This is a genomic window from Sneathiella sp. P13V-1 (assembly GCF_015143595.1).
In the GTDB taxonomy this organism is placed as follows: Bacteria; Pseudomonadota; Alphaproteobacteria; order Sneathiellales; family Sneathiellaceae; genus Sneathiella.
On record NZ_WYEU01000001.1, the window covers coordinates 1,111,168 to 1,134,615 of the forward strand.

At 47.5% G+C, this 23,448-nt stretch carries 19 protein-coding genes; 13 read left to right on the top strand and 6 right to left on the bottom strand.

Annotated features, from left to right (window positions below; translation table 11 throughout):
• The first annotated feature begins 208 nt into the window (after nucleotides 1-208).
• Genes GUA87_RS05375 through GUA87_RS05385 form a run of 3 tightly spaced genes read left to right on the top strand, consistent with a single transcriptional unit; the run spans nucleotide 209 to nucleotide 3,323 of the window.
• Nucleotides 209-1,537, top strand: coding sequence for a CDP-glycerol glycerophosphotransferase family protein (locus tag GUA87_RS05375; protein WP_193715468.1), 1,329 nt, complete (start codon nucleotides 209-211; stop codon nucleotides 1,535-1,537).
• Nucleotides 1,534-2,217, top strand: coding sequence for an IspD/TarI family cytidylyltransferase (locus GUA87_RS05380; protein ID WP_193715469.1), 684 nt, complete (start codon nucleotides 1,534-1,536; stop codon nucleotides 2,215-2,217). Before GUA87_RS05375 ends, GUA87_RS05380 begins: the two co-directional genes overlap by 4 nt.
• The gene (locus GUA87_RS05385) at nucleotides 2,214-3,323 is read left to right on the top strand and encodes a hypothetical protein (RefSeq protein WP_193715470.1); all 1,110 of its coding nucleotides are present in this window, start codon (nucleotides 2,214-2,216) and stop codon (nucleotides 3,321-3,323) included. Before GUA87_RS05380 ends, GUA87_RS05385 begins: the two co-directional genes overlap by 4 nt.
• 2 nt (nucleotides 3,324-3,325) lie before the next feature.
• On the opposite strand, the gene GUA87_RS05390 is transcribed toward GUA87_RS05385, so the two are convergent.
• Nucleotides 3,326-4,108 (bottom strand): enoyl-CoA hydratase/isomerase family protein, encoded by a 783-nt coding sequence (locus tag GUA87_RS05390; protein WP_193715471.1) that lies wholly within the window; start codon nucleotides 4,106-4,108, stop codon nucleotides 3,326-3,328.
• Nucleotides 4,109-4,432: 324 nt separating this feature from the next.
• Here GUA87_RS05390 and GUA87_RS05395 point away from each other — a divergent pair, with 324 nt between their 5' ends.
• On the top strand, nucleotides 4,433-7,213 hold the full coding sequence (locus tag GUA87_RS05395) for a CHASE3 domain-containing protein (protein ID WP_193715472.1): 2,781 nt from the start codon (nucleotides 4,433-4,435) through the stop codon (nucleotides 7,211-7,213).
• Nucleotides 7,214-7,264: 51 nt separating this feature from the next.
• On the opposite strand, the gene GUA87_RS05400 is transcribed toward GUA87_RS05395, so the two are convergent.
• Complete coding sequence (locus GUA87_RS05400; protein ID WP_193715473.1) at nucleotides 7,265-7,795, bottom strand: glycine cleavage system protein R; 531 nt, start codon at nucleotides 7,793-7,795, stop codon at nucleotides 7,265-7,267.
• Nucleotides 7,796-7,962: 167 nt separating this feature from the next.
• On the opposite strand from GUA87_RS05400, the gene GUA87_RS05405 reads away from it, so the two are divergent.
• Entirely contained in the window at nucleotides 7,963-9,459 is a 1,497-nt protein-coding gene (locus GUA87_RS05405) for an ATPase (RefSeq protein ID WP_193715474.1), read from the top strand.
• 66 nt (nucleotides 9,460-9,525) lie between these two features.
• Here GUA87_RS05405 and GUA87_RS05410 read toward each other — a convergent pair whose 3' ends face one another.
• Together GUA87_RS05410 and GUA87_RS05415 are read right to left on the bottom strand one after the other, a co-directional pair.
• Nucleotides 9,526-10,179 (bottom strand): response regulator transcription factor, encoded by a 654-nt coding sequence (locus tag GUA87_RS05410; protein WP_193715475.1) that lies wholly within the window; start codon nucleotides 10,177-10,179, stop codon nucleotides 9,526-9,528.
• 128 nt (nucleotides 10,180-10,307) lie between these two features.
• On the bottom strand, nucleotides 10,308-11,036 hold the full coding sequence (locus tag GUA87_RS05415) for a UTRA domain-containing protein (protein WP_193715476.1): 729 nt from the start codon (nucleotides 11,034-11,036) through the stop codon (nucleotides 10,308-10,310).
• Nucleotides 11,037-11,352: 316 nt separating this feature from the next.
• Here GUA87_RS05415 and htpG point away from each other — a divergent pair, with 316 nt between their 5' ends.
• The 3 genes from htpG to GUA87_RS05430 all read left to right on the top strand — a co-directional run bounded on the left by htpG (nucleotide 11,353) and on the right by GUA87_RS05430 (nucleotide 14,715).
• Nucleotides 11,353-13,230: a molecular chaperone HtpG gene (gene htpG / locus GUA87_RS05420; protein ID WP_193715477.1), complete on the top strand. Its 1,878-nt coding sequence runs from the start codon at nucleotides 11,353-11,355 to the stop codon at nucleotides 13,228-13,230.
• Nucleotides 13,231-13,343: 113 nt separating this feature from the next.
• Entirely contained in the window at nucleotides 13,344-14,381 is a 1,038-nt protein-coding gene (locus tag GUA87_RS05425) for a hypothetical protein (protein ID WP_193715478.1), read from the top strand.
• Between the two features lie 10 nt (nucleotides 14,382-14,391).
• Nucleotides 14,392-14,715 carry a hypothetical protein gene (locus tag GUA87_RS05430; protein ID WP_193715479.1) on the top strand — a complete coding sequence of 108 codons (324 nt, stop codon included), beginning with the start codon at nucleotides 14,392-14,394 and terminating at the stop codon, nucleotides 14,713-14,715.
• Here GUA87_RS05430 and GUA87_RS05435 read toward each other — a convergent pair whose 3' ends face one another.
• Both GUA87_RS05435 and GUA87_RS05440 read right to left on the bottom strand, forming a co-directional pair.
• The gene (locus GUA87_RS05435) at nucleotides 14,716-15,543 is read right to left on the bottom strand and encodes an NUDIX hydrolase (protein WP_193715480.1); all 828 of its coding nucleotides are present in this window, start codon (nucleotides 15,541-15,543) and stop codon (nucleotides 14,716-14,718) included.
• Nucleotides 15,544-15,650: 107 nt separating this feature from the next.
• Nucleotides 15,651-16,373: a DUF1223 domain-containing protein gene (locus tag GUA87_RS05440; RefSeq protein WP_193715481.1), complete on the bottom strand. Its 723-nt coding sequence runs from the start codon at nucleotides 16,371-16,373 to the stop codon at nucleotides 15,651-15,653.
• Between the two features lie 828 nt (nucleotides 16,374-17,201).
• Between GUA87_RS05440 and GUA87_RS05445 the strand changes: the two genes are divergently transcribed.
• The 5 genes from GUA87_RS05445 to GUA87_RS05465 all read left to right on the top strand — a co-directional run bounded on the left by GUA87_RS05445 (nucleotide 17,202) and on the right by GUA87_RS05465 (nucleotide 23,419).
• The gene (locus GUA87_RS05445; RefSeq protein ID WP_193715482.1) at nucleotides 17,202-19,157 is read left to right on the top strand and encodes an AMP-binding protein; all 1,956 of its coding nucleotides are present in this window, start codon (nucleotides 17,202-17,204) and stop codon (nucleotides 19,155-19,157) included.
• Nucleotides 19,158-19,178: 21 nt separating this feature from the next.
• Nucleotides 19,179-19,970, top strand: a complete 792-nt coding sequence (locus GUA87_RS05450; RefSeq protein ID WP_193715483.1) for an ABC transporter ATP-binding protein — start codon at nucleotides 19,179-19,181, stop codon at nucleotides 19,968-19,970.
• A 30-nt stretch (nucleotides 19,971-20,000) separates the two neighbouring features.
• Nucleotides 20,001-20,897, top strand: a complete 897-nt coding sequence (locus tag GUA87_RS05455; protein WP_415774789.1) for a branched-chain amino acid ABC transporter permease — start codon at nucleotides 20,001-20,003, stop codon at nucleotides 20,895-20,897.
• 5 nt (nucleotides 20,898-20,902) lie between these two features.
• Nucleotides 20,903-21,988: a branched-chain amino acid ABC transporter permease gene (locus tag GUA87_RS05460; protein ID WP_193715484.1), complete on the top strand. Its 1,086-nt coding sequence runs from the start codon at nucleotides 20,903-20,905 to the stop codon at nucleotides 21,986-21,988.
• Nucleotides 21,989-22,102: 114 nt separating this feature from the next.
• The gene (locus GUA87_RS05465; RefSeq protein ID WP_193715485.1) at nucleotides 22,103-23,419 is read left to right on the top strand and encodes an ABC transporter substrate-binding protein; all 1,317 of its coding nucleotides are present in this window, start codon (nucleotides 22,103-22,105) and stop codon (nucleotides 23,417-23,419) included.
• Nucleotides 23,420-23,448: the final 29 nt, after the last annotated feature.

The following is a 23,448-nucleotide window of genomic DNA, read 5'->3' on the forward strand; positions in this document are numbered from 1 at the left end:
GGATTAAGACGTCAAAAGGGTCCAGCAATTGCGTTCAGAAGAAATAAGATTACTGCTCGAAAAAGATCCGAAAAACCCGGACATTCTGGTTAGATATGGACGGGAACTTTTTTCTGAGCGGCAATTTGACAGGGCGCTCACTTGTTTCTTTAAAGCCACCGAAAAAGCTCCGCGGAATCCAAGGATTTATTCGTTCATTGGCACAACCATGAAAAAACTGAAGCTTCATGGGGAGGCGGCCAGGTATTTCTATCTGGCTTTCGAAGGTGGGTATAACCGAGCAAATACTTTAGAAAACCTAATCTATTGTTTGCGCATTTCAGGAAATGTGAGAAGTGCACGTGAGTATCTTGGCAGATATGAGGAGAGCGATCTTCTAACTCCAAATCTGGCGAACCTGATCGCCATGGATAGTTTTAACGCGGGTGATTTTGATAAAGCAGGTCTCTTTTTAAGGAAGGCCTTGGCCGCCAAAAGTGATGATCTCTTCTACAAATCGCTGGAAGAGTCATTGAGGGCAGCAGCGGTGGTTAATACCGAAAAACGTCGGGTGGGGTTCCACCTCAATCAGGTATTCCACTATCACATCATGAAACCCATTTTTGACAGTCTCAAAAATGACTTCTATTGCTTGATGACGGCTGATCTCCTAACACTTAGAGAGTTTGAACCGGATGTGGTTTTTGTGGCCAACTCCCAAGCAAATCCTATTCGGGAGGTTCTGCCAAACGCGTGCTTTATTTATACGCGTCACGGTCTGATCAGTAAGAACTTTGTCTTTAACGCTGCGCGAGGGTGCGACTATGTGATGGTGCCGGGGCCTGACCAGAAAAGAGAATTTGTCGAAAGGGGAGGTTTTTCTCCCGACAAAATATGGGTAACAGGATATTCTCAGATGGATCCGCTTTTCAGAAATGAGACTGAAGATCCGGGATTTGATATCGACCCGTCAAAACCAACCCTGTTATATGCTCCCACTTTTTCCCCAGGTTTAAGTTCGATCCCGTTAGTGGATAGCCTGCTTCGCACGAATCCGGATGGCCTTGATGATATGAACGTGATCATGAAACTTCACCCGTTGGCCCCGGAATTCTATCCAAGGGAATGGCGAAGTCTTAAGCATTTAACTCATGAAAAAGAGAATATGTTCTTCGCAGAAGCCAGTAGCCAGAATATTGTCAACTATCTGGCTGTTGCAGATGTTTTGCTTTCCGATCTCTCCAGCGTTGTTTTCCAGTTTCTAGCGTTGGATCGCCCAATTGTCACCGTTAATCATCCGAACCGTCGTACCTGCCAACAATATGATCCTGATGGGTTGGAATGGAGATGGCGGGATATGGGAGATGAGGTTGAAGACATGGCAGAGCTTCTTCCGGCCATCCGGCATGCGGCGGCAAACCCGGAAGAGAAAAAAGAGATTCGCGGCAAATACAGATCTCTCTTGTTTGGGGATATTGTCGATGGGCGGACAGGTGACCGCGTTAGATCTCACTTGATGGAGCATTTTGAAAAGGTGGGTCAAGAGGCATCTCGATGACTGAAACCGGGGTCAGTGCAATTCTTCTAGGGGCCGGTCAGGGGAGTCGCCTTGGTGGCGGCGGAAAGGCCTTTATCAAGGTTGCAGGGCAAAGTTACCTTCAGCATGTCGTACAGAAATTGGCACCTTTGGTCGATGAGGTTATCGTCACGCTTTCCGCTGAAGATATGTTGCATCTCGATCCGGTGCATATGTCGCTGCCCTGTCAGTTTGTTGCGGGCGGAGACACGCGGCAGGGATCCTTTGCGAAAGCATTTGAACAGTGCCGAAAAGAAAAAATCCTGCTGCATGAAGTGGCGCGGCCTTTGGTACCTGTTTCCCTGCTTGGTCAGATTATCGAGGAAAGTAACAAAAACTCGGTTGTCACAGCGGCCTTACCGATGGAGGTACGGGATTCAATCGCATTGAGTTCCGGGCCGGTCGTTGGGGCGAAAGTGCCGCGGGATCAGCTTATTCAATTACAAACACCGCAAATGTTTGACCGCGCGGTTCTGGAATATAGTCTGCAATATGCCGCGGACAACGAGATTGAGGAGGCAAGCCTTGTCTTTCTGTGCCAGCAGGCTGGTTATGCGGTTTCCTGGGTGAAGGGGTCGTCCAAAAACTTCAAGGTAACCTACGAAGAAGATCGCTTGAAAGTGGAACGCATTTTGGCAGATGCGAAAGAAGGTGCGTCATGAAAGATACGGGCAGTGTCTTGATTGTCGGGGCCGGAGCCATTGGCCGCGGGTTCATTGCGCCGGTACTATCCGAACAAGGGTATAAAATCCACTTTGCCGACAATGATGATTGTTTGGTGTCTCTGTTTCAGGACCGGAACATTAAAACATATGTCACTGCTTTCAGCAGTCCCGAAGGATATGATTTTAAAAAAATTCATTATGGCTGGTGTTATCACATCGACCGGTTGGATTTTGACCACACTCCGCCACGCTTTGTGGTTTTCGCTGTCGGGATGAAAAATCTGATAGATGCTGCCACAAAGGTTGCCGCAGCATTTTCGGGCGGGCCTTATCCTGGCGCAATTTACACTGTGGAAAATGACCCGGCGTCGGTCGAGATGTTGAACGAGGTGTTTAATGAGGTAGCCCCCGTCTATTTCGGGGTTCCAGATGTCATTACCAGCAATGAAGCACCTGAAAGGCTTGAAAAACTGGACCCTCTTTGTCTCTGCTCCGAGGTTGGAGAGCTCTATTTGGAAGGCAACTGTCTCCATGGTGAGGTCACGGGATATGACGATGATTATGTTCGCACACACTGGATCTGCAAAAAATACCTCCATAACACGCCCCATGCGGCCCTTGCCTATTGCGGCGCTGTGAGAGGGCATCGCTATATTCATGAGGCTGCCGCAGATTTTCAGATTGGCAAAATTGTGGAAAGCCTGATGTCAGGGATTCAGGAAGTTCTTGAACAGAAATACCAGATAGATGGTGTTTTTCTTAAAGAGTATGCAGCCAAGGAAATTTCCCGATTTAGGAATGCCGCGCTTCATGATCCCATATCACGGGTGGGGCGAAACCCGGATATAAAGTTAAAACCGGAAGAACGGATTGTTCACATCGCGGAACTGTTTCTTGAATATCAGATCGATCTGACGTCCTTTGGCAAGTTGATATCCGATGCGCTGGACTATCCACTTTGTGAGGCTCTTGAAACCGATAGGGCGAAGATGACCTTTCCTGCACTATTAGAGAAATATACCGGACTTGCGCCCGAAAGTCCCATAGGACGAGAAGTGCTGGCTCAACGTAAAGTGCCGAGCCAGCCAGAACCTATTTCTTGAAGTTATTTACCCTTCCAGACGGGTTTGCGTTTTTCATTAAAGGCTTTTCGTGCTTCGGCACTGTCTTCTGTTGCAAACGCCGCCGCCATGGCATCCAGTGCGGTAGGGGGCACCTGTTTGAAGTTCATCAATTCAGTGCGATACATCAGTTCACGGGCTGAATACAGGGCAAGCGGCGACATTTCTGCAATACGGCCTGCCAATTTCCGGGCTTCATGCAATAGCTGATCTCTTGGGTAAATGTCAGTTACCAAGCCGAGGCGTTCCCCTTCGATGGCGGTGATGGGATCTCCCGTATAAATGAGCTTGGCGGCTTTCATTCTGCCGATCAACATTTGCAGGTGCCATACATGCATACCGGGAGGAGAGGCTAAATTAGGGACACCAGGATATCCGAAATCAGCATCATCGGACGCCAGCACCATGTCACAGGCAAAAGCTAGCGTACAGGCACCTTCGCGGGCATATCCTTGAACAACTGCCATAATCGGTTTGGACAGCGCGCGGACGCGTTCTACGGTTTTGACATAGAACAGGGACAGAAACTGTTTCATTTCAGTGGCGCCAAAACTTTCCATGAACTTGATGTCAACACCCGCTGAAAGCCCCCGGCCTTCACCGCGAAGGATTATGATGCGGACATCCGGATCTTCATCCGCAAGATCAAGGGCGCTTAAATATTCGTAGGTAAGGGTGTCGTCAATTAGGTTAAGCGGAGGCCTGTTAATCACGATTTCCGCGACATTATTTTCAACATGATATTCGAGGGTTTGGAACTTCTGCATAAGCTCATTTCCTTTCTTGTTTTTCAGGCAAAATTATAATGCTTAAAAGAATCGGAATAAAGCGATTGCCCCTGTCTTGGAGCAAATTCTCATATAATTAAGTATATTAGGGATGTTCGGGACTACATCTCTAAGACTTTAATTTTAGGCAAATTTTTTTCTTTCTCCTCAAAAAGTATCGGAATTTTCGACCCTTTAAGAGGCTGTTAATCAAATCACTTAAGAATAAAGCCAAATTGATAAGGGCTTGATATGTGTGTGTCGCGAGCTGTTTTGGCAGCTAAGGGGTGTAAGCGATGGTCACTAAAGAGGGAACAAAGTATAATGTTCAAAAAGAATACCGAGGGAACGCCAGCTGCTTTTAACCCAAAAGACTGGTTTTTCAATCTGCAAACAAAAACCAAAATCTTTATTGGTATTTGTACACCGCTTGCCTTGCTGTTGATTGTTGGTGCCGTTGCGGCGCTCAACATTGATGGCCTTGTTTCTACAAATAGTGAATTGGACAAATCTCGTACGCTGTCATCCAAAGCGGCTGCGATTGAAACATCCGCGCTCAATATGGAAACAGGTATGCGGGGGTATTTGCTGGCTGGACAGGAGACGTTCCTTGAGCCTTATCGAAATGGTGAAAAATCTACATATGATCAGATCGCAGACCTCAAACAGTCCGAGGTAGGTAATCCGGATCAATTGGCTTTGCTGGAAGAAAGCGAGCGGATTTTGCGCGAATGGCAGCAAAATGTCACAGAACCTTCCATTGAACTTCGCCGGCAGATTGGTGATGCACCTACCATGAACGACATGGCCAGATTGGTGGGCCAGGCAAAGGGTAAGGTGTTCTTTGAGAAGTTCCGCGCTCAGATCAATGAGCTTATCGCCATAGAAAGAGAACAGCTGGAAAGTCGTCAGGAAGAGTTTGTTGAGGCAAATGCGGCTGTGCGTGCGCAGTTTAAAGTTGTTCAGGAAACCTCTGCAGCTGTTGAGAAAACTCAAGAAATCCTCCGTGCTGTTGACAGTATCAAAAACCTTGTCACTGAAATGGAAGCAGCGCTCCGCGGTTATCTCATAGGTGGAAACACGGTCTATCTTGATGATTATCAGGTCGCTGAAGACATGATTTTTGCAGAAATTGAGGTACTTGGCCTAACAGTTGAAGAACAACCCAAGCATGTGGAAAGTGTCGCACAAGCCGATGAATTTCTTTATGCATATGTAGAAAAGGCGATCAAACCAGTCATTGCAATTCGTAAGGAAATAGATGACGGCGTCCGTACCATCATTGATCTTCGGGCGTTCCTATCCAGCAATGCAGGTTTGGATGAACTGGAAGGTTTTACAGCCGCTCTTGGCGCGATCACACAGGCTGAGAGCGAACGTATTTACTATCGTAAGTCCGATGCGCTCGCCGCTGTTCAAACCGTTGATGCGGGTATTGCCACAATGGGTGAAAACGAAGAGCAACTTCGCAAAAGCTACAGCACTATTGACGCCTCCAAGGTTGTGTTGGCGGCCGCTGTTGATATGGAAACAGGTATGCGAGGCTATCTGCTTTCAGGGCAGGATAGCTTCCTTGAGCCGTATAATACCGGTAAGGACCAATTTACGTCAGCTGTTGATCAACTTCGCGCTTTGATCATCGATAAACCGGAAGAGATAGCCCGATTGGATGCTGCGGTAGAAACAATTACAAACTGGCAAAAAGAAGTTGTTGATGGTGCGATAGCCCTTCGCCGCAGCATTGGTGATGCAAAAACCATGGATGATATGGCTGACCTGGTTGCGGAAGCCCGCGGTCAGAAGTATTTCTCTGAGTTCCGTGAAGTTCTTGCAAAATACATGTCTGCCAAAGATGACAGCATGCAAAACAATCTTGCCGAAGCAGATCAAGCGGTGCTGAGCACTTATACAATTATTCTGGTTTGTGTGCTTGGTGCGTTTGCAATTGGTCTGGCGCTTGCCTTCCTTATTGGCAATGGTATCGCGAATCCGATCCGCAAGATGACAACTGCCATGAATGATCTGGCAAATGGTCGTCTGGATGCAGATATTCCATCCGCTGATACGGCTGATGAGATCGGTGAAATGGCAAAAGCGATGGGTGTCTTTAAAGACAATGCCATTGAAACCGAACGCCTGCGTGAAGAGGCGCAGCGGAACGAGGCAGCCCAGCGTGAACGTGAGAAGGAAGAAGCCGAAGCGCAACGACGTCGTGAGGCGGAAGCCGAAGCCGAACGTCAACGCCAGCAGGAAGAAAACCGTCAGAATCTGTTGAAACTGGCATCAGAGTTTGAAGCCTCTGTGGGGAGCATTGCGAATGCTGTGGCTGAATCTGCCCATGACATGCATTCTTCATCTGAACAGATGTTGCAGGTTGTTGAAGAAACCAATGCTCAGACATCCAGCGCCCTGGGTTCTGCGGAGCAGGCATCCAATAACGTTCAAACCGTAGCTGCAGCGGCGGATGAAATGTCCAGTTCCATCCGTGAGATCAGCCAGCAGGTTTCCCAGTCGACCCGGGTTGCCGGTGATGCGGTGAAACAGGCGGAAGAGACCCATAGGCAAATTCAGGGTCTTGTGGATTCCTCTCAGAAAATTGGGGAAGTTGTTGCCCTGATTACAGATATTGCTGAACAGACAAATCTGTTGGCTTTGAACGCCACGATTGAGGCGGCGCGCGCTGGTGATGCGGGTAAAGGCTTTGCCGTTGTGGCGGCTGAAGTTAAGAACCTTGCCAACCAAACAGCCCGTGCAACAGAAGAAATTGCGCAGCAAATTGGGGGTATTCAAGGTGCTACTCAGGTTTCTGCGGATGCGATCCAATCCATCAGCAGCACCATCGGTCAGATGGATGAAATTGCTGCGGCGATTGCGGCAGCGATTGAAGAGCAGTCCGCGTCGACTGATGAAATTTCAAGAAGTGCAGGAGATGCCTCGCAAGGGACGACCGAAGTGACAAACAATATCTCCCATGTAACACGTTCTGCGGAAGAAACCGGTGCATCGGCCACAAGTATCTTGAACCAGTCTAGCAAACTTGCAGAACGTTCATCTGAGCTCAATGATGAAGTTGCACGTTTCTTGCAAACCGTACGTTCTGCTTAAGGCAATGATTTAAATACAAAAACCCCCACCTGATTGGTGGGGGTTTTCTTTTTATCCAACTTTTTCGAAACTCAGCTTCTGTCCGAGCCGTTCAGTAATATTACCAAGGGTAGTTAGGCAGGCGTCTGCTTTATGTTCCGGGATAGATACTGAAAATCTGGTGATGAAGTGATCTTCTTCCTCCCCTTCGATATGGTCTGATTTCATTCGTACGATATTGGCTTCAAAATCGATAAATACTTCGGTCATTCGTGCCAAAAGGCCCGGTTGATCCTGCCCTTCGCATTTGATCCTGTGGGTAATATCAGTGGGCGGAGTATCGCTTTCAGGCAGAGAAAGACGCTTCACATCAATATCTGCATTTTCAAAACCGCTTAAAGCAGCAATTTCACCAGCGACGTGATTTGGCGTCATATCGTCGGGAACCACCAAGATACTGGTGAGGCCACCACCACTTCCCAGAACTGCAAAACTGGTGTCTTCCAAATTCACACCCAAATCAAACAGGGTTCCTGTGATATCGGATATCAAACCGACACGATCATGTGAGAATACGGAAAGAAGGGCTTTGTAGCTGCTCATATGGGGCCTCGCTTAGCAGGAGTTTATGCAGTTTGAGTCTAGTATACCCGAAGAAAAGATCAAAATTTTTATGTTTTCTAACCGCCTGTTAACAAAAAATTGTTACTGATTGAACTTCATTCTATTCAGCAAGCTCCCAGAAGTGGGAAAAGTGATGGAGATACTGGATGCTCATAGGTGATCTGCTTTTGGCCCACGGTCTGGTGAAACCAGAGGATATTGAACTAGCATTTCATCGCCAGAAGGAAAGTGGCGGCCGTCTTGGTGATAATCTGGTGGCTTTGGGCGTTCTGTCACAGGATCAAGTTGACAAAGTGATCTATGAAGCACCACAAGCCCCAAAAACAGTGGCGGATACAGGTATTCCCGCTTCCAATCTGTTGCGCTTGCTTTTTAAAGCCATTTACACAAACAGTCTGGAAACCGCTTCTGAATATGCCGGCTCCCTGAAACTGCCGGTACCAGTGATCAACCGTCTTATTCAGGAATCCGCTGACAGAAAATTTCTGGAAGCCTTAGGATCGGCTGATCAAAGCTCCTTCTCTGAAAACCGCTATGTGATGACGGAAGCGGGGCGTCGTTTCGCCCTGGAATCCTTGCAGCAGAACCAATATGTGGGCCCTGCTCCGGTATCGCTTGAACAGTATCAGGAACGTATTCAGCAACAGAAAATCACCAATGAACTGGTTGCTCAGGACAAGATTGATAAGAGTTTTGAAAATCTGGTGATCTCTGATGAATTTATTCGCCGTCTTGGACCGGGTATCAACGCCGGTAAAAGCATTCTGCTTTATGGCCCTCCGGGTAACGGTAAGACAACGGTTGCGGAGAAAGTGGCCGATATCTTCGCCAATATCATCTACATCCCTTATTGCTTTGAAGTAGACGGCCAGATCATCAAGGTTTTTGATCCTGCGATCCACAAAGCAGTTCTGCCAGAAGAGGTGAAGGTGCCAAAATCTGGCCTGCGCCGCGAGGAATTTGATGGCAGGTGGATCCCCTGTGAGCGGCCGGTTGTGATTACAGGTGGTGAATTGACGCTGGAAATGCTGGATCTCAGTTTCAATTCCCATGCCAAATATTACGAGGCCCCTCTTCATGTGAAGGCGTCTAATGGTACCTTTATTATTGATGACTTCGGCCGCCAGTTGGTAAGCCCGGAAGAGCTTTTGAACCGTTGGATCATTCCACTTGAAAGCCGTGTGGACTTCCTGAAACTTCACACAGGTAAAAGCTTCCAGCTGCCTTTCGATGAGTTGGTGATTTTCTCCACTAACCTGTCGCCGGATGACCTGATGGATCCTGCCTTCCTTCGTCGTATCCCCTACAAATTGGAGACAAATGGTCCGAACCGGGATGAGTATTTTGAGATTTTCAAAATTGTTGCAGCGTCTAAAGGTCTTGAGATGACAGAAGAGTTTCTGGATATTGTTCTGGACGAGCTGCAGGTTAAAAACAGTTTTGATCTGGCGGCCTATCAGCCGAAATTTATTGTGGAACAAGTACTTGCAGCCTGTAAATTCCGCGGGGAACCTGCCCATTTCAGTGAAGAGCTGATCCGGGATGCCTTGAAGAACCTTTATACATCAAGTGCTGCAGGTGTCGGGGCGACGAAAGCCAAGGGTGTTGGATCTGGTTCCAATAAACTGGCAACTGCCGTATAGACGCTTGTTGTTGCCCACAAAAAAAGCCTCGGACTTCGAGGCTTTTTTATTGGATTGAGCTTCGAATTAAGCCAGTTCTTTTGCCTGTAACACAGCTTGGGTGCGGTTACTAACGCCCAAGGTGCGGAAAATGGCCGTGATATGAACTTTCACAGTACTTTCAGCAAGCTGAAGGGCTTCTGCAATTTCCTTGTTGGACTGGCCTTGCGCCATCAGATCCAGCACATTCTTCTGTCTGCGTGTTAAAGACTGAGTGTTGTTGCCACTTGCTGGCACCCCGGCTCTTGATGTGGAAGGCGACGGGGCAAAAGATTTTTTCTCTGCCGCGAAAATCTCAAACGGGAAGTATTTGCCGCCGGAAAGGATCAGGCGAACCGCGCTCAACAGGACATCGCGGGAGGAGGATTTCGGGATATATCCATCGGCACCCAAATTCAGGGCCAATGTCATATCTTCCAATTCCTCAGATGCAGACACAACAACAACCGGAACATCTGCATATGTGGCGCGGAGTTGCTCAAGAGCCTGTTTGAACTCCATGCCCGGCATTCGAATATCCATAACGATTAGATCAGGGTCAGATGTCGCGTTTTCAACGTGATCCAGAAGTTCATCAAAATCACAGCAATCAACAACAGATGCATTTGTGTCCAATTGAGACAGAAGGCCGGAAAGGGCCATTCTGTAAAGTGGATGGTCATCAGCAATTACGATATTCATGTCAGTTACTTTACTATGAGCAAAACTATAATAAGATCATATCAGAAATCACGGTATTTGTACACGTAAATAAACCTAAAGACGTAAAAATCGTAAAACAATAGTCTTTGATTTAAGGTTAATATTCATTAGCAATTAAATTGAATTCTATTCCCCGGATACAGGAGTCGGGCCGTAGACAGTAGTTGATTGCCAGTCCAGGTGCGTTTCCCTATGCAAAGGCAAGGGGTTGGGTGATCCAATTCCATGAAATGGTGTATTTCCTGATCAGATATTTGTACGGACAGTTGATATTTATGCGATAGTAATGAGCATCTGGCTTCAAGAAATACCTCTGATGACATCGTAGTAAAATCCTGATCTATATAATCCGGCACAACGTGGGGGACTACATATCTGTCTTCGAGAAGCACGGGAACCCCATTTTCCTTGTGAACCACATATGACCTGTAGGCTTCACTTCCTTCTTTAAGGCCTAGCAAAATAGCCTGTTCAGTGTCCAACGGGTCTTTTTGGTGGAAAAGCACGGATTTGCTGTAACTATTTCCCCTCAAAGTGATGTAGCTTTCGATACTTGGCAAAATCAGATGGGTTTCATGGACTTCGGGTTTGGCAATGTAGGTGCCCACCCCTTGAATACGGGTGAGAACCCCTTCCTGTGTCAGTTCCCGCAGCGCCCGGTGGATGGTCATCCTAGACATTCCCAGATCGCGAACCAGGGTATGTTCGGAAGGGATTTTGCTGTGAACGGGCCAACTTCCTCTTTGAATATGGTCAAGTACATATGACTTAACTTGTTGATACAGAGGCTGAGGCCGTCGATCGACCGACAAACTGGTAATTTCCATAGTATTCATGGTGATGTCTCATTTCCCTCAAATTGCAATCAGAGAAATGACGGTCGTCACAAATTTTTGTGAATTTGGCTAAAAGTTAATTTTGCACTTGAACGACCATTCCAAATAGATATATTGGAACTTGATCAACACCATCTACACACATCGGTTTTTGATCATTAAGGCCCGTTTCGAATTTTTTGCGCCCCTCGAAGCGGGCCTTATCCTTTTCTATTCCCATTTTTTTGGGATGTTTTTTGTGCCTCCATCTTGATCAATCTTGCATTCACCTTCATATAAAAGGCTGAATTTCTGAGCGAGAATTAGTGGGATTATTATGGCAGAAAAAACTCATGAATTTCAGGCGGAAGTCGCCAAGCTACTTCATATCGTTGCCCATTCACTTTACAGCGAAACTGAGATTTTCCTGAGAGAACTGGTCTCTAATGCATCGGATGCCTGTGACCGTCTCAGATATGCTGCGCTAACACAGCCGGAGCTTACCGAAGGAGATAGTGACTACAAAGTAGTGCTGACCGTGGATAACGGTGCAAAAACACTCACCATTTCTGATAATGGTATTGGCATGTCCGAACAGGATATGGTGGATAACCTAGGGACCATCGCCCGTTCAGGGACATCGAACTTTGTGGATCAGCTGACAGGCGATGCGGCGAAGGATGTGAGCGTCATCGGTCAGTTCGGTGTTGGCTTCTATTCGTCATTTATGGTCGCGGATAAAGTTGAGGTTATCAGCCGGAAAGCCGGTGAAAATGCTGCCTACAAATGGCAATCCGATGGCATGGGTGCCTATACCATTTCGGACGCAGATCGGGATCAACGTGGCACTACCATTATTCTTCATATGAAGAAGGACGCTGAAGAATATCTGGACCCTGTGCGGATCCGGCATGTTGTTCGAACCTATGCAGATCATATTGCCCTGCCAGTGGTCTTAAAAGCCACGGAAGAAGACAAGGAAGATGAGGTTTTAAACACAGCCAGTGCGCTTTGGACCCGGCCAAAGTCTGAAATCACAGAAGACCAGTATAAAGAGTTCTACCATCACACAGGTCAGGCATATGATAGCCCCTGGATGACATTGCATAGTAAGGTTGAAGGTACGCTTGAATATACCATGCTGGTATTCATTCCAGAAAGTCAGCCATTTGACCTGTTCAGCCCTGAGCGCAAATCTCAGCTGAAACTCTATGTGAAGCGTGTCTTTATCACAGATGAATGTGACGAGCTGGTGCCGCCATATTTGCGTTTCCTGAAAGGTGTTGTGGATTCGGAAGATCTACCGCTCAATGTCAGCCGTGAAATGCTGCAGAATAATCCGGTTCTTCGTAAAATCCGATCCGGTTTGGTGAAGAAGGTTATTGGAGAACTTGAAAAGCGGGCCAAGAAGGACAGTGAAGGCTTCCACAAATTCTGGGATGCGTTCGGGGCTGTCTTAAAAGAAGGAATTTATGAGGACGCCGAAAATGGCGATCGCCTTCTAAAATTATCCGTCTTTAAAAGTACCCATGGGGAAAATTACTCTACCCTTGAAGACTATATGGGCCGAATGAAAGAAGGTCAGGATACAATCTATTATATCACCGGTGATGATATGGATGCCCTTCGCAAAAGCCCGCAGCTTGAGGGCTTTAAAGCCAAGGGTGTGGAAGTGCTTCTTCTTGCGGACCCTGTAGACAGCTTCTGGCTGTCGCGGATCTCAGAATTTGAAGGGAAGGCCCTGAAATCAGTGACCCGTGGTACAGCTGAATTGGACAAGCTGGACGGTGATGAAGGCGACGGTAAAAAGGATGACAAAGACGATGCAGAAGGTAATCTGGATCTTCTGGTTGCTGCATTTAAGCAGGCGCTTGAGGGGCGTGTTAAAGATGTGCGTATCTCAAAGCGCCTGACAGAAAGTCCGGTTTGTCTGGTTGCGGATGATGGAGATATGGACATCCATCTGGAGCGCGTCCTGAAAGCCCACAAACAGCTTGGCGGTATGGAATCGCAGCGGATTTTGGAAGTCAATCCTGGTCACCCTCTTATGCAAAAACTGCAAGCTAAAGCGGAGCTTGGCGGGGCCTCGGATACGCTAAGTGAGGCAGCGCTTTTGTTGTTGGATCAGGCTTTCATCGTTGAAGGTGAGGCAATCAATGATCCTGTTGAGTTTTCCAGACGAATGGCGAACTTCATGGCGCAAGGTCTTGGATAAAGGCTGACTATAATTTTCAATCTTCAAGAAGGGGCGGTTCTCGCCCCTTTTTTAATCACAAAATAGAGTTCCGGAACATCTACCTATGGCTTTATGAGACGTGGAGCCAATGTATGAAAAACCGGGCCGGAAAATTACTGATTTCGATATGCCTTCTGTTGGGGCTCTCTGCCTGCGCCGTGGGACCTTCCAAACAGGTCAAAAGCGATATTAGATCCTTCGCCCATAATATGCGGGTGGTGACCGACGCTTTTGCAGAGCAGATGAAAGCAACGGAAGCTGCGCATCAGGCGGCGCTCAAAGAGAATACGTTTCTGCAGTTTGATCTTGGCGGTAATCCCCCCGTTAATGAAGCCAGTCTGTTTTCCTTTCAGGAATATGCGGTTCGTAACAGCCTTATTGAAACTCTTCAGGCCTATGCCCACAATCTTGAAGAAGTGTTTCTTGATGCTGAAGGGGATACGGTTTCTCTTGTAAGTGCCGAACTTAAAGAATTTGACGCGGAACTTCTGGAATTGTCTCATGGCCTTGGAGCGCAGCAGAAAACCGCTCTAATAGGCTCTCTTGAGGGGCTTTCAAAAATTGCTTTTGCATCTTTTGCGAACACGGAAGTTGGCAATATCGTTCAAAAAAATCACCCACTTGTGGAACGGGCTGCACTTCTTCTTTATCTGGATCTGGGAAGCCCAGAACATACAGATGAGAATTGTCCAACAGAGGACGCCTTTCAGTCTGTGAAGTTATCCAAAAATCAAATCCCCCTGTGCCGCGGTGGTCTTAGAAGCATTCACAGCCGCGCAAATGCTGAACAGCTGAAAACACTACGTCAACGGCTTCAACTCTTACCGAAAATAAAACACTCCGATGAAGACCGGGAAGAGGTCATTGACCGTTTGTATAAGGCCCGAAAAGCGGGGAAAACACTTGATAAGTCCATGGCACAAACACAACAGGCGTTGATCAGGTTGATCACAGCTCACAGACATCTGAGAGCGCAATATGCCACCACTACCGAGACTATAGGGGAGGATATTCTGCCCAATTGGTTTGGAGCTGAAGATAAAAATGGATCGGTGTTCAAGAAACTCACGGAACTTACCAATTTTCTTCCTGATCTAGTGAAGGAAGGTCGAAAACTGATGGAAAATTAGAGGATATTCTATGGCGGCAATTACGAAACAGGAAGCCTTGCAAAGATATGAGGAGGCGCAAGAGTTATTGGCTGGACAAGATTTAAGCAAATTGCCTTTGTCCGCACAATTACGCCTGTTGCAGGCCCAGAGGCAGATCTATCAAGAAATCCAATTGATGGAAGCTGAAGCCATTGAAGCGCGGGATAAGGAATATATTCCGATGTCAGCAAGCCTGAGAGAGAGTGAGGCGGATTTTCAGGAAATCCGCGACTGGGCGGAGAAGGCGGCCCAAAGCGGCGAGGCTGTTGAAGGTCTCGCCAAGGGGCTCGGTATTATCCTGTCTCTTTTGTGATTATTTCTTTTTCTGCTGATCCGGATCCATCATTGGATCAATTTTACGGCGGGTCAGGCTGTAGTCGGCTTCTGCTGGAATGTTGAGGAATTTCCCTTCCTCGGTAATTTCCATTTCCGGCAGGACCGTCACCGTTGGGGTGGCAGCAGATTTCTCAACGGCTTCTGCCGCACTGTTAAAGCGCTGCAGATATTCAATATTCATCATGGTTGGGAAGATGATGGTGTATTTGCCATCTTTTTCCCCATCCATAGCTTCGTTGGGCCCAATCCAGACGGAATCCACTGACTCTTCCCCATCATGGATCGCCAATTGCTCATCCGGAGCGATGGCAATGAAGAAATGGGTGTCAAAGCGTTTGGGCATAAAGGTTGGGGTAATCCAGTGGGAATAGTGGGCCAGTTGATCGGTAGCCAGCTCCAACTCCTCCGCTTTGGCCATAGCGAGAATATCAATGTCGCCTGCCTGCATCTCTTTGCGATACTGATCCACCAGCTTTTCAATACGTGCCGGAGCGACCATTACGCCTGTGGCCTTATCACGGGCCAGCAGCACATGACATTCTTCAAAGGCCTCACGGATGGACGCAATTTTAAAGGAAAGAAGAGGATCTGATAAATCGGTGCCGGCTGGAAGATACGCGCTGAGTTCAGGGTTGAGATCCCCGGAATCCACTTTACCTCCTGGAAAAACCAGGGCGCCAGAAGCGAAGTCAATCTGGTGGTGCCGGACGACCATGAAAACTTCCAATTTATCACCGGGTTTGTCACAGTCACGAACCATGAGAACGGTCGCCGCAGGTTTAAGCGGGGCGGTTTTATCAGTCATACGCTTATCATTCCTTCTTTATTTGCGTCTTTATAGAGTGTCGCAATTAAAGAAGACAAGCAACAATAAAGCCTGACGTGGATCAGAGGATTATTTGCGTATGAAAATCAGAGATCAATTTGCAAAGCAGCAATGATGGGGCCGCTTTCCCCTTTTTGAACCAGCAATGCGCATCCATCACGACCTTGATGTTCAAGCTCTGTCATGTCGAGGGTGATCTCCGTTGGGGAGCCATCCCAGCTTCTCAGCCGTTCACTGTTGCGGACAACATTGTGATAGGTAATCTGGCGCCCACTATTTTCACCGCGCTGGATGTTTACTTCCTTCAAATGATCAATATCCACCTGCCAGAGGGTGGCAGGGGTCTCGGATCGAGGGAGGGTGATGTGGATTTTCTTACCTTCAATCCGCCATTTCAGGTCAAGTTTTTTGGCGTGCCCTTCAAATTTGCTCAGTTGTTCTTTCAGCTTCGCCCCGTCGGAACCAACAAAATGGTTTTCCCCCGCGACAACCATCTGGGGGGTGTAAACATATCTGGCGCCCATCTGATCTCGATATCTGGCTTGCCGAATATCATTTTCCTGGCGACCGAAAGTATCTTTCCAACCGATATAGTCCCAATAGGTCACTGCAAAAGACAGCCCCAGAACCTCTTTGCCGCCATATTCTACCAATCGTCCCATCAGCGCATCAGCGGGAGGACAGGATGAGCATCCCTGTGATGTATAGAGTTCTACCACAGTAGAAGGTTGATGGGCTTCCATTGCGCTTGCGTTAAAGGTGGCAAGGAGGAGGGCGGAGCTGAGTGTCAGGACAAGTTTTTTCATCATGGAGAATACCGTAACGTCAAACATGGATCACATGCAATTCACTCTCCGGTGAGGTGTGATTGATCTGGATTATATGCATGCGGCGAGCTTCGTTTATAATAAATTCAATATTACCGAAGTTTTTTCGGCATACTGTATCGCTTTAAGGGAGGCAATTTAGCTTTCCCTTACGTTAATTGAATCGATTCATTAGTAGTCAAACAGTTGTGAAATTCACAGATTCGGTGGAATGATTCTAGTTTAGGTCTCGTTATTCGAAGGGAGCGCGGGTCCTCATTCGATTGTTACATAGTTGCGCTGTAATACTGGGTTTCTGAAATTAAACTAACTATTGTTCGATTTACCAAAAAAATAATGGTATTCAGATAAAATGCCAGTACATCTTAAGTAAAAAAATATACAGATGCTCATATACAACTATATATATATCAGATACACAATTCAGAAATGACAATCTTATACATACATTAATTATAGTAAGTGTTTTAATTATCTATAATTACCTTCTATACTTGTTATACAAACGCTTGTTTTTTTTTAATATTTTAAAACATCTGGTTTTTTGGGGATTTTTTGGAGGCATTAAGCAAATGGTCAACTATTTTCTCTTGACCTGCCGGACCATATTTGATTAATGACGAGGTAAGGTTCGTTAAGAGGCTGTTAAGAGGTTCAAAAGGACCCGTAAGAATCAGGGAGTAAACGTGTGTAACGGAGCATTGCTGCGCTAGGGTGTAGTGTATGCTCGACGAGGCTGACCTCGCCCCTCGTTATTCCCTACAATGGAAGTGACATTTAAGAGCTGCTTTTTGGGAATGCAGGGAGCCTATGACAAATAAAAAACAGGAATTTGATACCTTTCCAAAGCTGATCCGGCGGAATGCAAAAATTCGTCCGGACCTGCCTGCTTACCGAGAAAAGGAATATGGTATTTGGCAGACATATAGCTGGAAAGACGTCTACACAAACTCACGGTCTCTAGGGCTTGGTCTCGTTGATCTGGGTTTGCAACGTGGTGATGCTGTTGCCATCCTCGGTTCTAACCGCCCACAGTTATACTGGGTATTTGCTGCGGCGCAGTCTGTTGGTGCTCTGCCGGTTCCTCTCTATCAGGACGGCGTGGCTGACGAGATCCAGTTTGTTCTGGAGCACTGCGAAGCTAAAGTTGTCGTCTGCGAAGATCAGGAGCAGGTCGATAAGGTGCTTTCCATTATGGATCAGTGTCCGAACATCCGCTATGTGATCTATGGTGATCCACGTGGTATGCGCCATTACAACCAGCCTTTTGTAAAATCCTATAAGGAAGTGCAGGGCTTGGGTGAGGCATATGATAAGAAAAACCCAGATTTCTTTGATGCCGAAGCGGATAAGGCCAAAGGCGAAGATATTGCGACGCTCATGTACACATCCGGTACAACAGGTCGTCCAAAGGGCGTGATGCTGAGCTTCAACAATATGGTTGATGCGGGCCGCCTTTCTGTGGAATTTGAAAATCTGACCGAAAATGAAAAAGTTTTGTCCTACCTGCCAATGGCGTGGGTTGGTGACCACTTGTTCTCATACTCTCAGGCTTCACAGGCAGGTTTCTCCGTAAACTGCCCGGAAAATGCCGAGACAGTTTTGACGGACCTTCGTGAAATTGGTCCAACATACTATTTTGCACCGCCAGCAATTTTCGAAAACCTTCTGACACAGATGATGATCCGCATCGAGGATGCGAGCGCCTTCAAGCAGAAGATGTTCCACTATTTCGTGGATGTAGCGAAAAAATGCGGTGTAGAGATCATGGAAGGGAAACCAGTTTCCTTGATGGATCGGCTCAAATACGCCATCGGTAATGTGTTGATTTACGGTCCGCTTAAAAACACACTTGGCTTTAGCCAGATCCGTGTTGCCTATACAGCGGGTGCGCCGATGGGACCAGAAGTCTTTAAATTCTACCGCTCCCTCGGTATTAACCTGAAGCAGCTTTACGGTCAGACTGAGAGCTGTGCGTATGTTTGTATCCAGAACGATAAAGACGTACGTCCAGATACAGTTGGTCCACCAGCTCCAGGCTGCGAGATCAAGATCGACGAAGCGACAGGTGAAGTTCTGTTCAAGAGCCCAGGAACTTTCGTGGGTTACTATAAGAATGAAGAAGCCACCAAAGAAACCATTAGTCCAGAGGGTTGGGTGCACACTGGTGACGCCGGCATTATGACGGACGATGGTCAGCTTAAGGTTATCGATCGTGCGAAAGATGTGGGTAAGTTGAAAGACGGCACTCTCTTCGCGCCTCAATATATTGAAAATAAACTAAAATTCTTCCCGTTCATTTCCGAGGCTGTCTGCCATGGGCATGAGAAGGATACAGTGACCGCATTTGTTAATATCGACCTTGAAGCGGTTGGTAACTGGGCAGAGCGTCGCGGCATTTCCTATACAAGTTATCAGGATCTGGCCAGCCGTGAAGAAGTTTACGCTCAGATTAAGGAATGTGTTGAGCAGGTCAATAAAGACCTTGCGATCGACAGTGAGCTGGCTGGCGCACAGATCAGTCGCTTCCTTGTGTTGCCAAAAGCACTGGATGCGGATGATGGTGAATTGACACGTACGCGTAAAGTCCGTCGCCGGATCATTGCTGAGCGTTACGAAGCGTTGATTAACGCGTTGTTCAGCGATGTGAAGACAGTGGATATTGAATCCCAGATGACCTTTGAAGATGGCCGTCAAGGCACACTGAAAGCAACAGTGAAGGTCATGGACTCTGAAACATATCCGGCCATGCGCGCCGCGTCTTAATTTGCAGGGACTGAGTACATAATGACATATCAAGATGTAAAACCGGGTGAAGTCCTGCTTGAAGTGGAAGATATCAGCCTGTCCTTTGGCGCTGTGCGTGCCATCTCGGATGTGAGCTTCGACATTAAGAAAGGTGAGATCCGCGCGATCATCGGCCCGAACGGGGCTGGTAAAACCTCTATGTTGAACTGCATCAACGGCTTTTATCACCCTCAGCAGGGAACAATTACCTATAAAGGTCAGAAACGTAGCGCTATGAAGCCTCACGAAGCGGCGGAGCAGGGCATCGCCCGTACCTTCCAGAACGTGGCGCTCTTTAAGGGTATGTCCACTTTGGACAACATCATGACTGGCCGTAACCTGAAGATGAAATCAGGTCTTCTCTCCTCCATGTTCTGGTATGGTGGCGCGTTGAAAGAAGAGCTGGAACATCGCCGTTTTGTGGAAGACATCATCGACTTCCTTGAAATTCAGGCAATCCGTAAGACACCAGTTGGTCGTCTTCCCTATGGTTTGCAAAAGCGTGTGGAACTTGGTCGTGCGCTGGCAGCTGAACCTGAACTTCTTCTGCTGGACGAGCCTATGGCGGGTATGAACCTCGAAGAAAAAGAGGACATGTGCCGCTTTATCCTCGATGTGAATGATGAATTTGGTACGACAATTTGCCTGATTGAGCATGACATGGGCGTGGTTATGGATATTTCCGACCGCGTTATGGTGCTCGACTATGGTGGGAAGATCGGTGACGGTGTTCCTGAAGAGGTTCGTGCAAATCAGAAAGTTATCGACGCCTATCTTGGCGGCGGTCATTAATCCCTTAGCAGGAGAATTTTTATGGAAGACATGATGATAGAAGTATTGTTCTTCTTGGAAGTCCTGTTCAGCGGATTGTTGACAGGTACTCTTTATTCACTGGTGGCCCTCGGCTTCGTGCTGATCTTTAAGGCATCCGGTGTGTTTAACTTTGCCCAGGGCGCCATGATGCTGTTCGCAGCGCTTGCACTTGTGGGTATTCAGGAAATGCTTGGTGTTCACTGGACAGTTGCCTTTGTTATCACGGTTGTGATCATGATCGGTGTGGCCTGGTGTATTGAAAAGTTTGTTCTTGGCAAGCTTGTGAACCAGGAAGGCATCATCCTGTTTATGGCAACCATTGGTGTGACCTTCTTCCTTGATGGTTTTGGTCAGACACTCTTTGGTAGTGACATTAAGACGCTGGATATCGGCCTGCCACAAGGTTCCCTTGATTTTGGCGGCATCTACATTGATAGCCTGGAGCTGGTTGCCGGTGGTACCGCTGCGGCTTTGGTTATCGGCCTTGCGGTTTTCTTCAACAAAACAAAAATCGGTCGTGCGCTTCGTGCGGTGGCGGATGATCACCAGGCGGCGATGTCTGTTGGTATTTCCCTTCGCACCATCTGGATTATCGTATGGTCTGTTGCCGGTATCGTGGGTCTGGTTGCGGGTATCATGTGGGGTACCAAACTTGGCGTTCAGTTCAGTCTGACACTTCTGGCGCTGAAAGCACTTCCAGTGCTGATGCTGGGCGGATTTACGTCCATTCCAGGTGCGATTATCGGTGGTCTGATCATCGGTGCAGGTGAAAAACTTGCTGAAATTTACATCGGTCCATTTGTTGGCGGTGCGATTGAAAACTGGTTCGCATACATGCTGGCAATGATGTTCCTGCTGGTTCGTCCGCAGGGTCTGTTCGGTGAAAAGATTATTGAGAGGGTTTAAGTCGAATGTTTTATCGTGAAGCCGGACAATTTAAGTCCTCTTATAAAGAAGATCAGGCGATTTTTCCGATCCTGCAAGATCGGATCGGTATCGCAGTGCTGTTGGTTGCAGCCTATCTGGTTGTTCCATTCGTCATGAGTGAATACCTGATCGGTGCGATTATGACACCGTTCCTGATCCTGGCTCTTGCAGCAATTGGCCTGAACATTCTGACAGGTTATGCCGGTCAGATATCACTGGGTACTGGTGGCTTTATGGCGGTGGGTGCATTCTCTGCTTATAAATTTGCCACTTGGTCCATTGCCCTTGGTGGTGCGGAAGGCACTATCCCACTGGTTTTGACGATCCTGCTTGCGGGTGTTGTAACGGCGATCGTGGGTATCATGTTCGGTATCCCAAGTCTGCGTATTAAGGGTTTCTATCTTGCGGTGGCGACACTGGCGGCTCAGTTCTTCATTGAATGGATGCTGGTGAAGGTTGGCTGGTTTACAAACTACAGCCCATCCGGTGTTATTACAGCGCCACCACTTGAAATCCTTGGCTACCTGTTCGACACGCCAGCAGAAAAGTATATCTTTACGCTGACTTTCGTTGCGATCATGGCCTGGGCAGCAAAGAACCTGGTTCGTAGCCACATCGGTCGTGGCTGGATGGCAATTCGTGACATGGACATCGCAGCTGAAATTATTGGCTTCCGTCCCCTACAGACTAAACTATCTGCTTTTGCGGTTAGCTCTTTCTTCTGTGGTGTTGCGGGTGCGCTCTGGGCGTTCGTCCATCTGGGAACAGTGGAGCCGGAAGCGTTCGGTATTAACCGTTCCTTTGCGATCCTGTTCATGGTGATCATTGGCGGTATGGGAAGTATCCTTGGATCCTTCATCGGCGCGGCCTTTATCACACTATTGCCAATTTTCTTGAATAACGTACCACCACTGATCGGTTGGAACATCGGCGTGGATATGGTGGCTCATCTTGAATTTATGATCTTCGGTGTGTTGATCATCTTCTTCTTGATTGTTGAACCACATGGTCTTGCAAGATTGTGGACTATCGGTAAGGAAAAACTGAGATCCTGGCCGTTTCCATATTGATCTGTTGCACGAAGACGGTCAGAGTAGTTTTCTGACCGTCATCGCAGCGACGGTATTTCGTCTCTTGGCGGTGGGAACGCCGCACATAACAAGGGTAACTCTGGGAGGAAAAATATGAGTTTGAAGAAATTTGTACTCGGTGTTGTGGGAGCTGCAGTACTGGCTGCTCCATTTACAACAGCGGCACCTGCACTGGCTGAAGACACACTCTATCTGCCAAAATTGGTTTACCGTACTGGTCCATTTGCGCCAGGTGGTATTCCAACAGCCAACGGTGCGGTTGACTACTGGGCGATGATCAACGAGCGTGACGGCGGCGTCGGTGGCGCGAAAGTTATCGTTGAAGAATGTGAATTTGGCTACAACACAGACCGTGGTGTTGAGTGCTATGAGCGTACGAAAAACAAAAACAATGGCGCGCTGATCTATCAGCCATACTCCACTGGTGTGACTTACGCTCTTGCTGACCGTACACGTACTGACAAAATTCCTCTGATGACTATGGGTTATGGTCGTGCGGACGCTGGTATCGGTACAGCCTTCCCATGGGTTTTCCCACTGATGACCAACTACTGGGGTCAGGGTACAGGCATCATGAAATATATCGCTGAACAAGAAGGCGGTATAGACAAAGTTAAAGATAAAACAATTGCATTGGTTTATCTCGACATCGCGTATGGTAAGGAATCCATTCCTATTTTCCGTACAATGTCTGAAAAATTCGGCTTTAACCTGAAAGAATACCCAGTAACTTTCCCAGGCATTGAGCAGAAAGCAACTTGGCTGCAGATCCGTCGTGCGAAACCAGACTACATTGTCATGTGGGGCTGGGGCGCGATGAACCAGACAGCTATTAAAGAAGCTAAGAACATCCGCTTCAATATGGAAAACTTCATTGGTAACTGGTGGGCCGGTGCTGAGCAGGATACTGTTCCAGCTGGTGCATCCGCTGTTGGATATAAGAGTGCTACATTCTCCAACGCTGGTAAAGATTACCCAGTTATCCAGGACATCATGAAGCACGTTTACGCCAAAGGTAACGGTAAAGGCGAAGACAATGTTGGTCAGGTTCTTTACAACCGTGCTGTGATCACACAGGTGTTCATCCACGCTGGTATCCTGAATGCGCAAGCTAAATTCGGTGTGAAAGCCATTAACGGTGAACAGCTCCGCTGGGGTCTGGAAAACCTGAAAATGGATGCAGCCATGAACGAAAAAATGGGTATTGCTGGCATGGGTCCAGAAATTTCCCCAACATGTGCTGACCACGTCGGTGGTGGTGGTTTCTTCATCCAACAGTGGGATGGCAAGAAATTCAACGTTGTGTCTGAAGCTCTGACACCAATGAATGACCTTGTTATTCCTGCAATGGAAGCATCCGCTGCAAAATACCTGAAAGAAAAAGGCCTCGACGCCGTTTCTTGTAACTAAACTGTAAATAGTAACCTTGAAAAAGAGCG

What these genes read in the sequence shown, in the direction of transcription:
- GUA87_RS05375 (WP_193715468.1), top strand. Translation starts at nt 209, where the DNA reads ATGAAAAAACTGAAGCTTCATGGGGAGGCGGCCAGGTATTTCTATCTG.
- GUA87_RS05380 (WP_193715469.1), top strand. Translation starts at nt 1,534, where the DNA reads ATGACTGAAACCGGGGTCAGTGCAATTCTTCTAGGGGCCGGTCAGGGG.
- GUA87_RS05385 (WP_193715470.1), top strand. Translation starts at nt 2,214, where the DNA reads ATGAAAGATACGGGCAGTGTCTTGATTGTCGGGGCCGGAGCCATTGGC.
- GUA87_RS05390 (WP_193715471.1), bottom strand. Translation starts at nt 4,108, where the DNA reads ATGCAGAAGTTCCAAACCCTCGAATATCATGTTGAAAATAATGTCGCG.
- GUA87_RS05395 (WP_193715472.1), top strand. Translation starts at nt 4,433, where the DNA reads ATGTTCAAAAAGAATACCGAGGGAACGCCAGCTGCTTTTAACCCAAAA.
- GUA87_RS05400 (WP_193715473.1), bottom strand. Translation starts at nt 7,795, where the DNA reads ATGAGCAGCTACAAAGCCCTTCTTTCCGTATTCTCACATGATCGTGTC.
- GUA87_RS05405 (WP_193715474.1), top strand. Translation starts at nt 7,963, where the DNA reads ATGCTCATAGGTGATCTGCTTTTGGCCCACGGTCTGGTGAAACCAGAG.
- GUA87_RS05410 (WP_193715475.1), bottom strand. Translation starts at nt 10,179, where the DNA reads ATGAATATCGTAATTGCTGATGACCATCCACTTTACAGAATGGCCCTT.
- GUA87_RS05415 (WP_193715476.1), bottom strand. Translation starts at nt 11,036, where the DNA reads ATGAATACTATGGAAATTACCAGTTTGTCGGTCGATCGACGGCCTCAG.
- htpG (WP_193715477.1), top strand. Translation starts at nt 11,353, where the DNA reads ATGGCAGAAAAAACTCATGAATTTCAGGCGGAAGTCGCCAAGCTACTT.
- GUA87_RS05425 (WP_193715478.1), top strand. Translation starts at nt 13,344, where the DNA reads ATGAAAAACCGGGCCGGAAAATTACTGATTTCGATATGCCTTCTGTTG.
- GUA87_RS05430 (WP_193715479.1), top strand. Translation starts at nt 14,392, where the DNA reads ATGGCGGCAATTACGAAACAGGAAGCCTTGCAAAGATATGAGGAGGCG.
- GUA87_RS05435 (WP_193715480.1), bottom strand. Translation starts at nt 15,543, where the DNA reads ATGACTGATAAAACCGCCCCGCTTAAACCTGCGGCGACCGTTCTCATG.
- GUA87_RS05440 (WP_193715481.1), bottom strand. Translation starts at nt 16,373, where the DNA reads ATGATGAAAAAACTTGTCCTGACACTCAGCTCCGCCCTCCTCCTTGCC.
- GUA87_RS05445 (WP_193715482.1), top strand. Translation starts at nt 17,202, where the DNA reads ATGACAAATAAAAAACAGGAATTTGATACCTTTCCAAAGCTGATCCGG.
- GUA87_RS05450 (WP_193715483.1), top strand. Translation starts at nt 19,179, where the DNA reads ATGACATATCAAGATGTAAAACCGGGTGAAGTCCTGCTTGAAGTGGAA.
- GUA87_RS05455 (WP_415774789.1), top strand. Translation starts at nt 20,001, where the DNA reads ATGATGATAGAAGTATTGTTCTTCTTGGAAGTCCTGTTCAGCGGATTG.
- GUA87_RS05460 (WP_193715484.1), top strand. Translation starts at nt 20,903, where the DNA reads ATGTTTTATCGTGAAGCCGGACAATTTAAGTCCTCTTATAAAGAAGAT.
- GUA87_RS05465 (WP_193715485.1), top strand. Translation starts at nt 22,103, where the DNA reads ATGAGTTTGAAGAAATTTGTACTCGGTGTTGTGGGAGCTGCAGTACTG.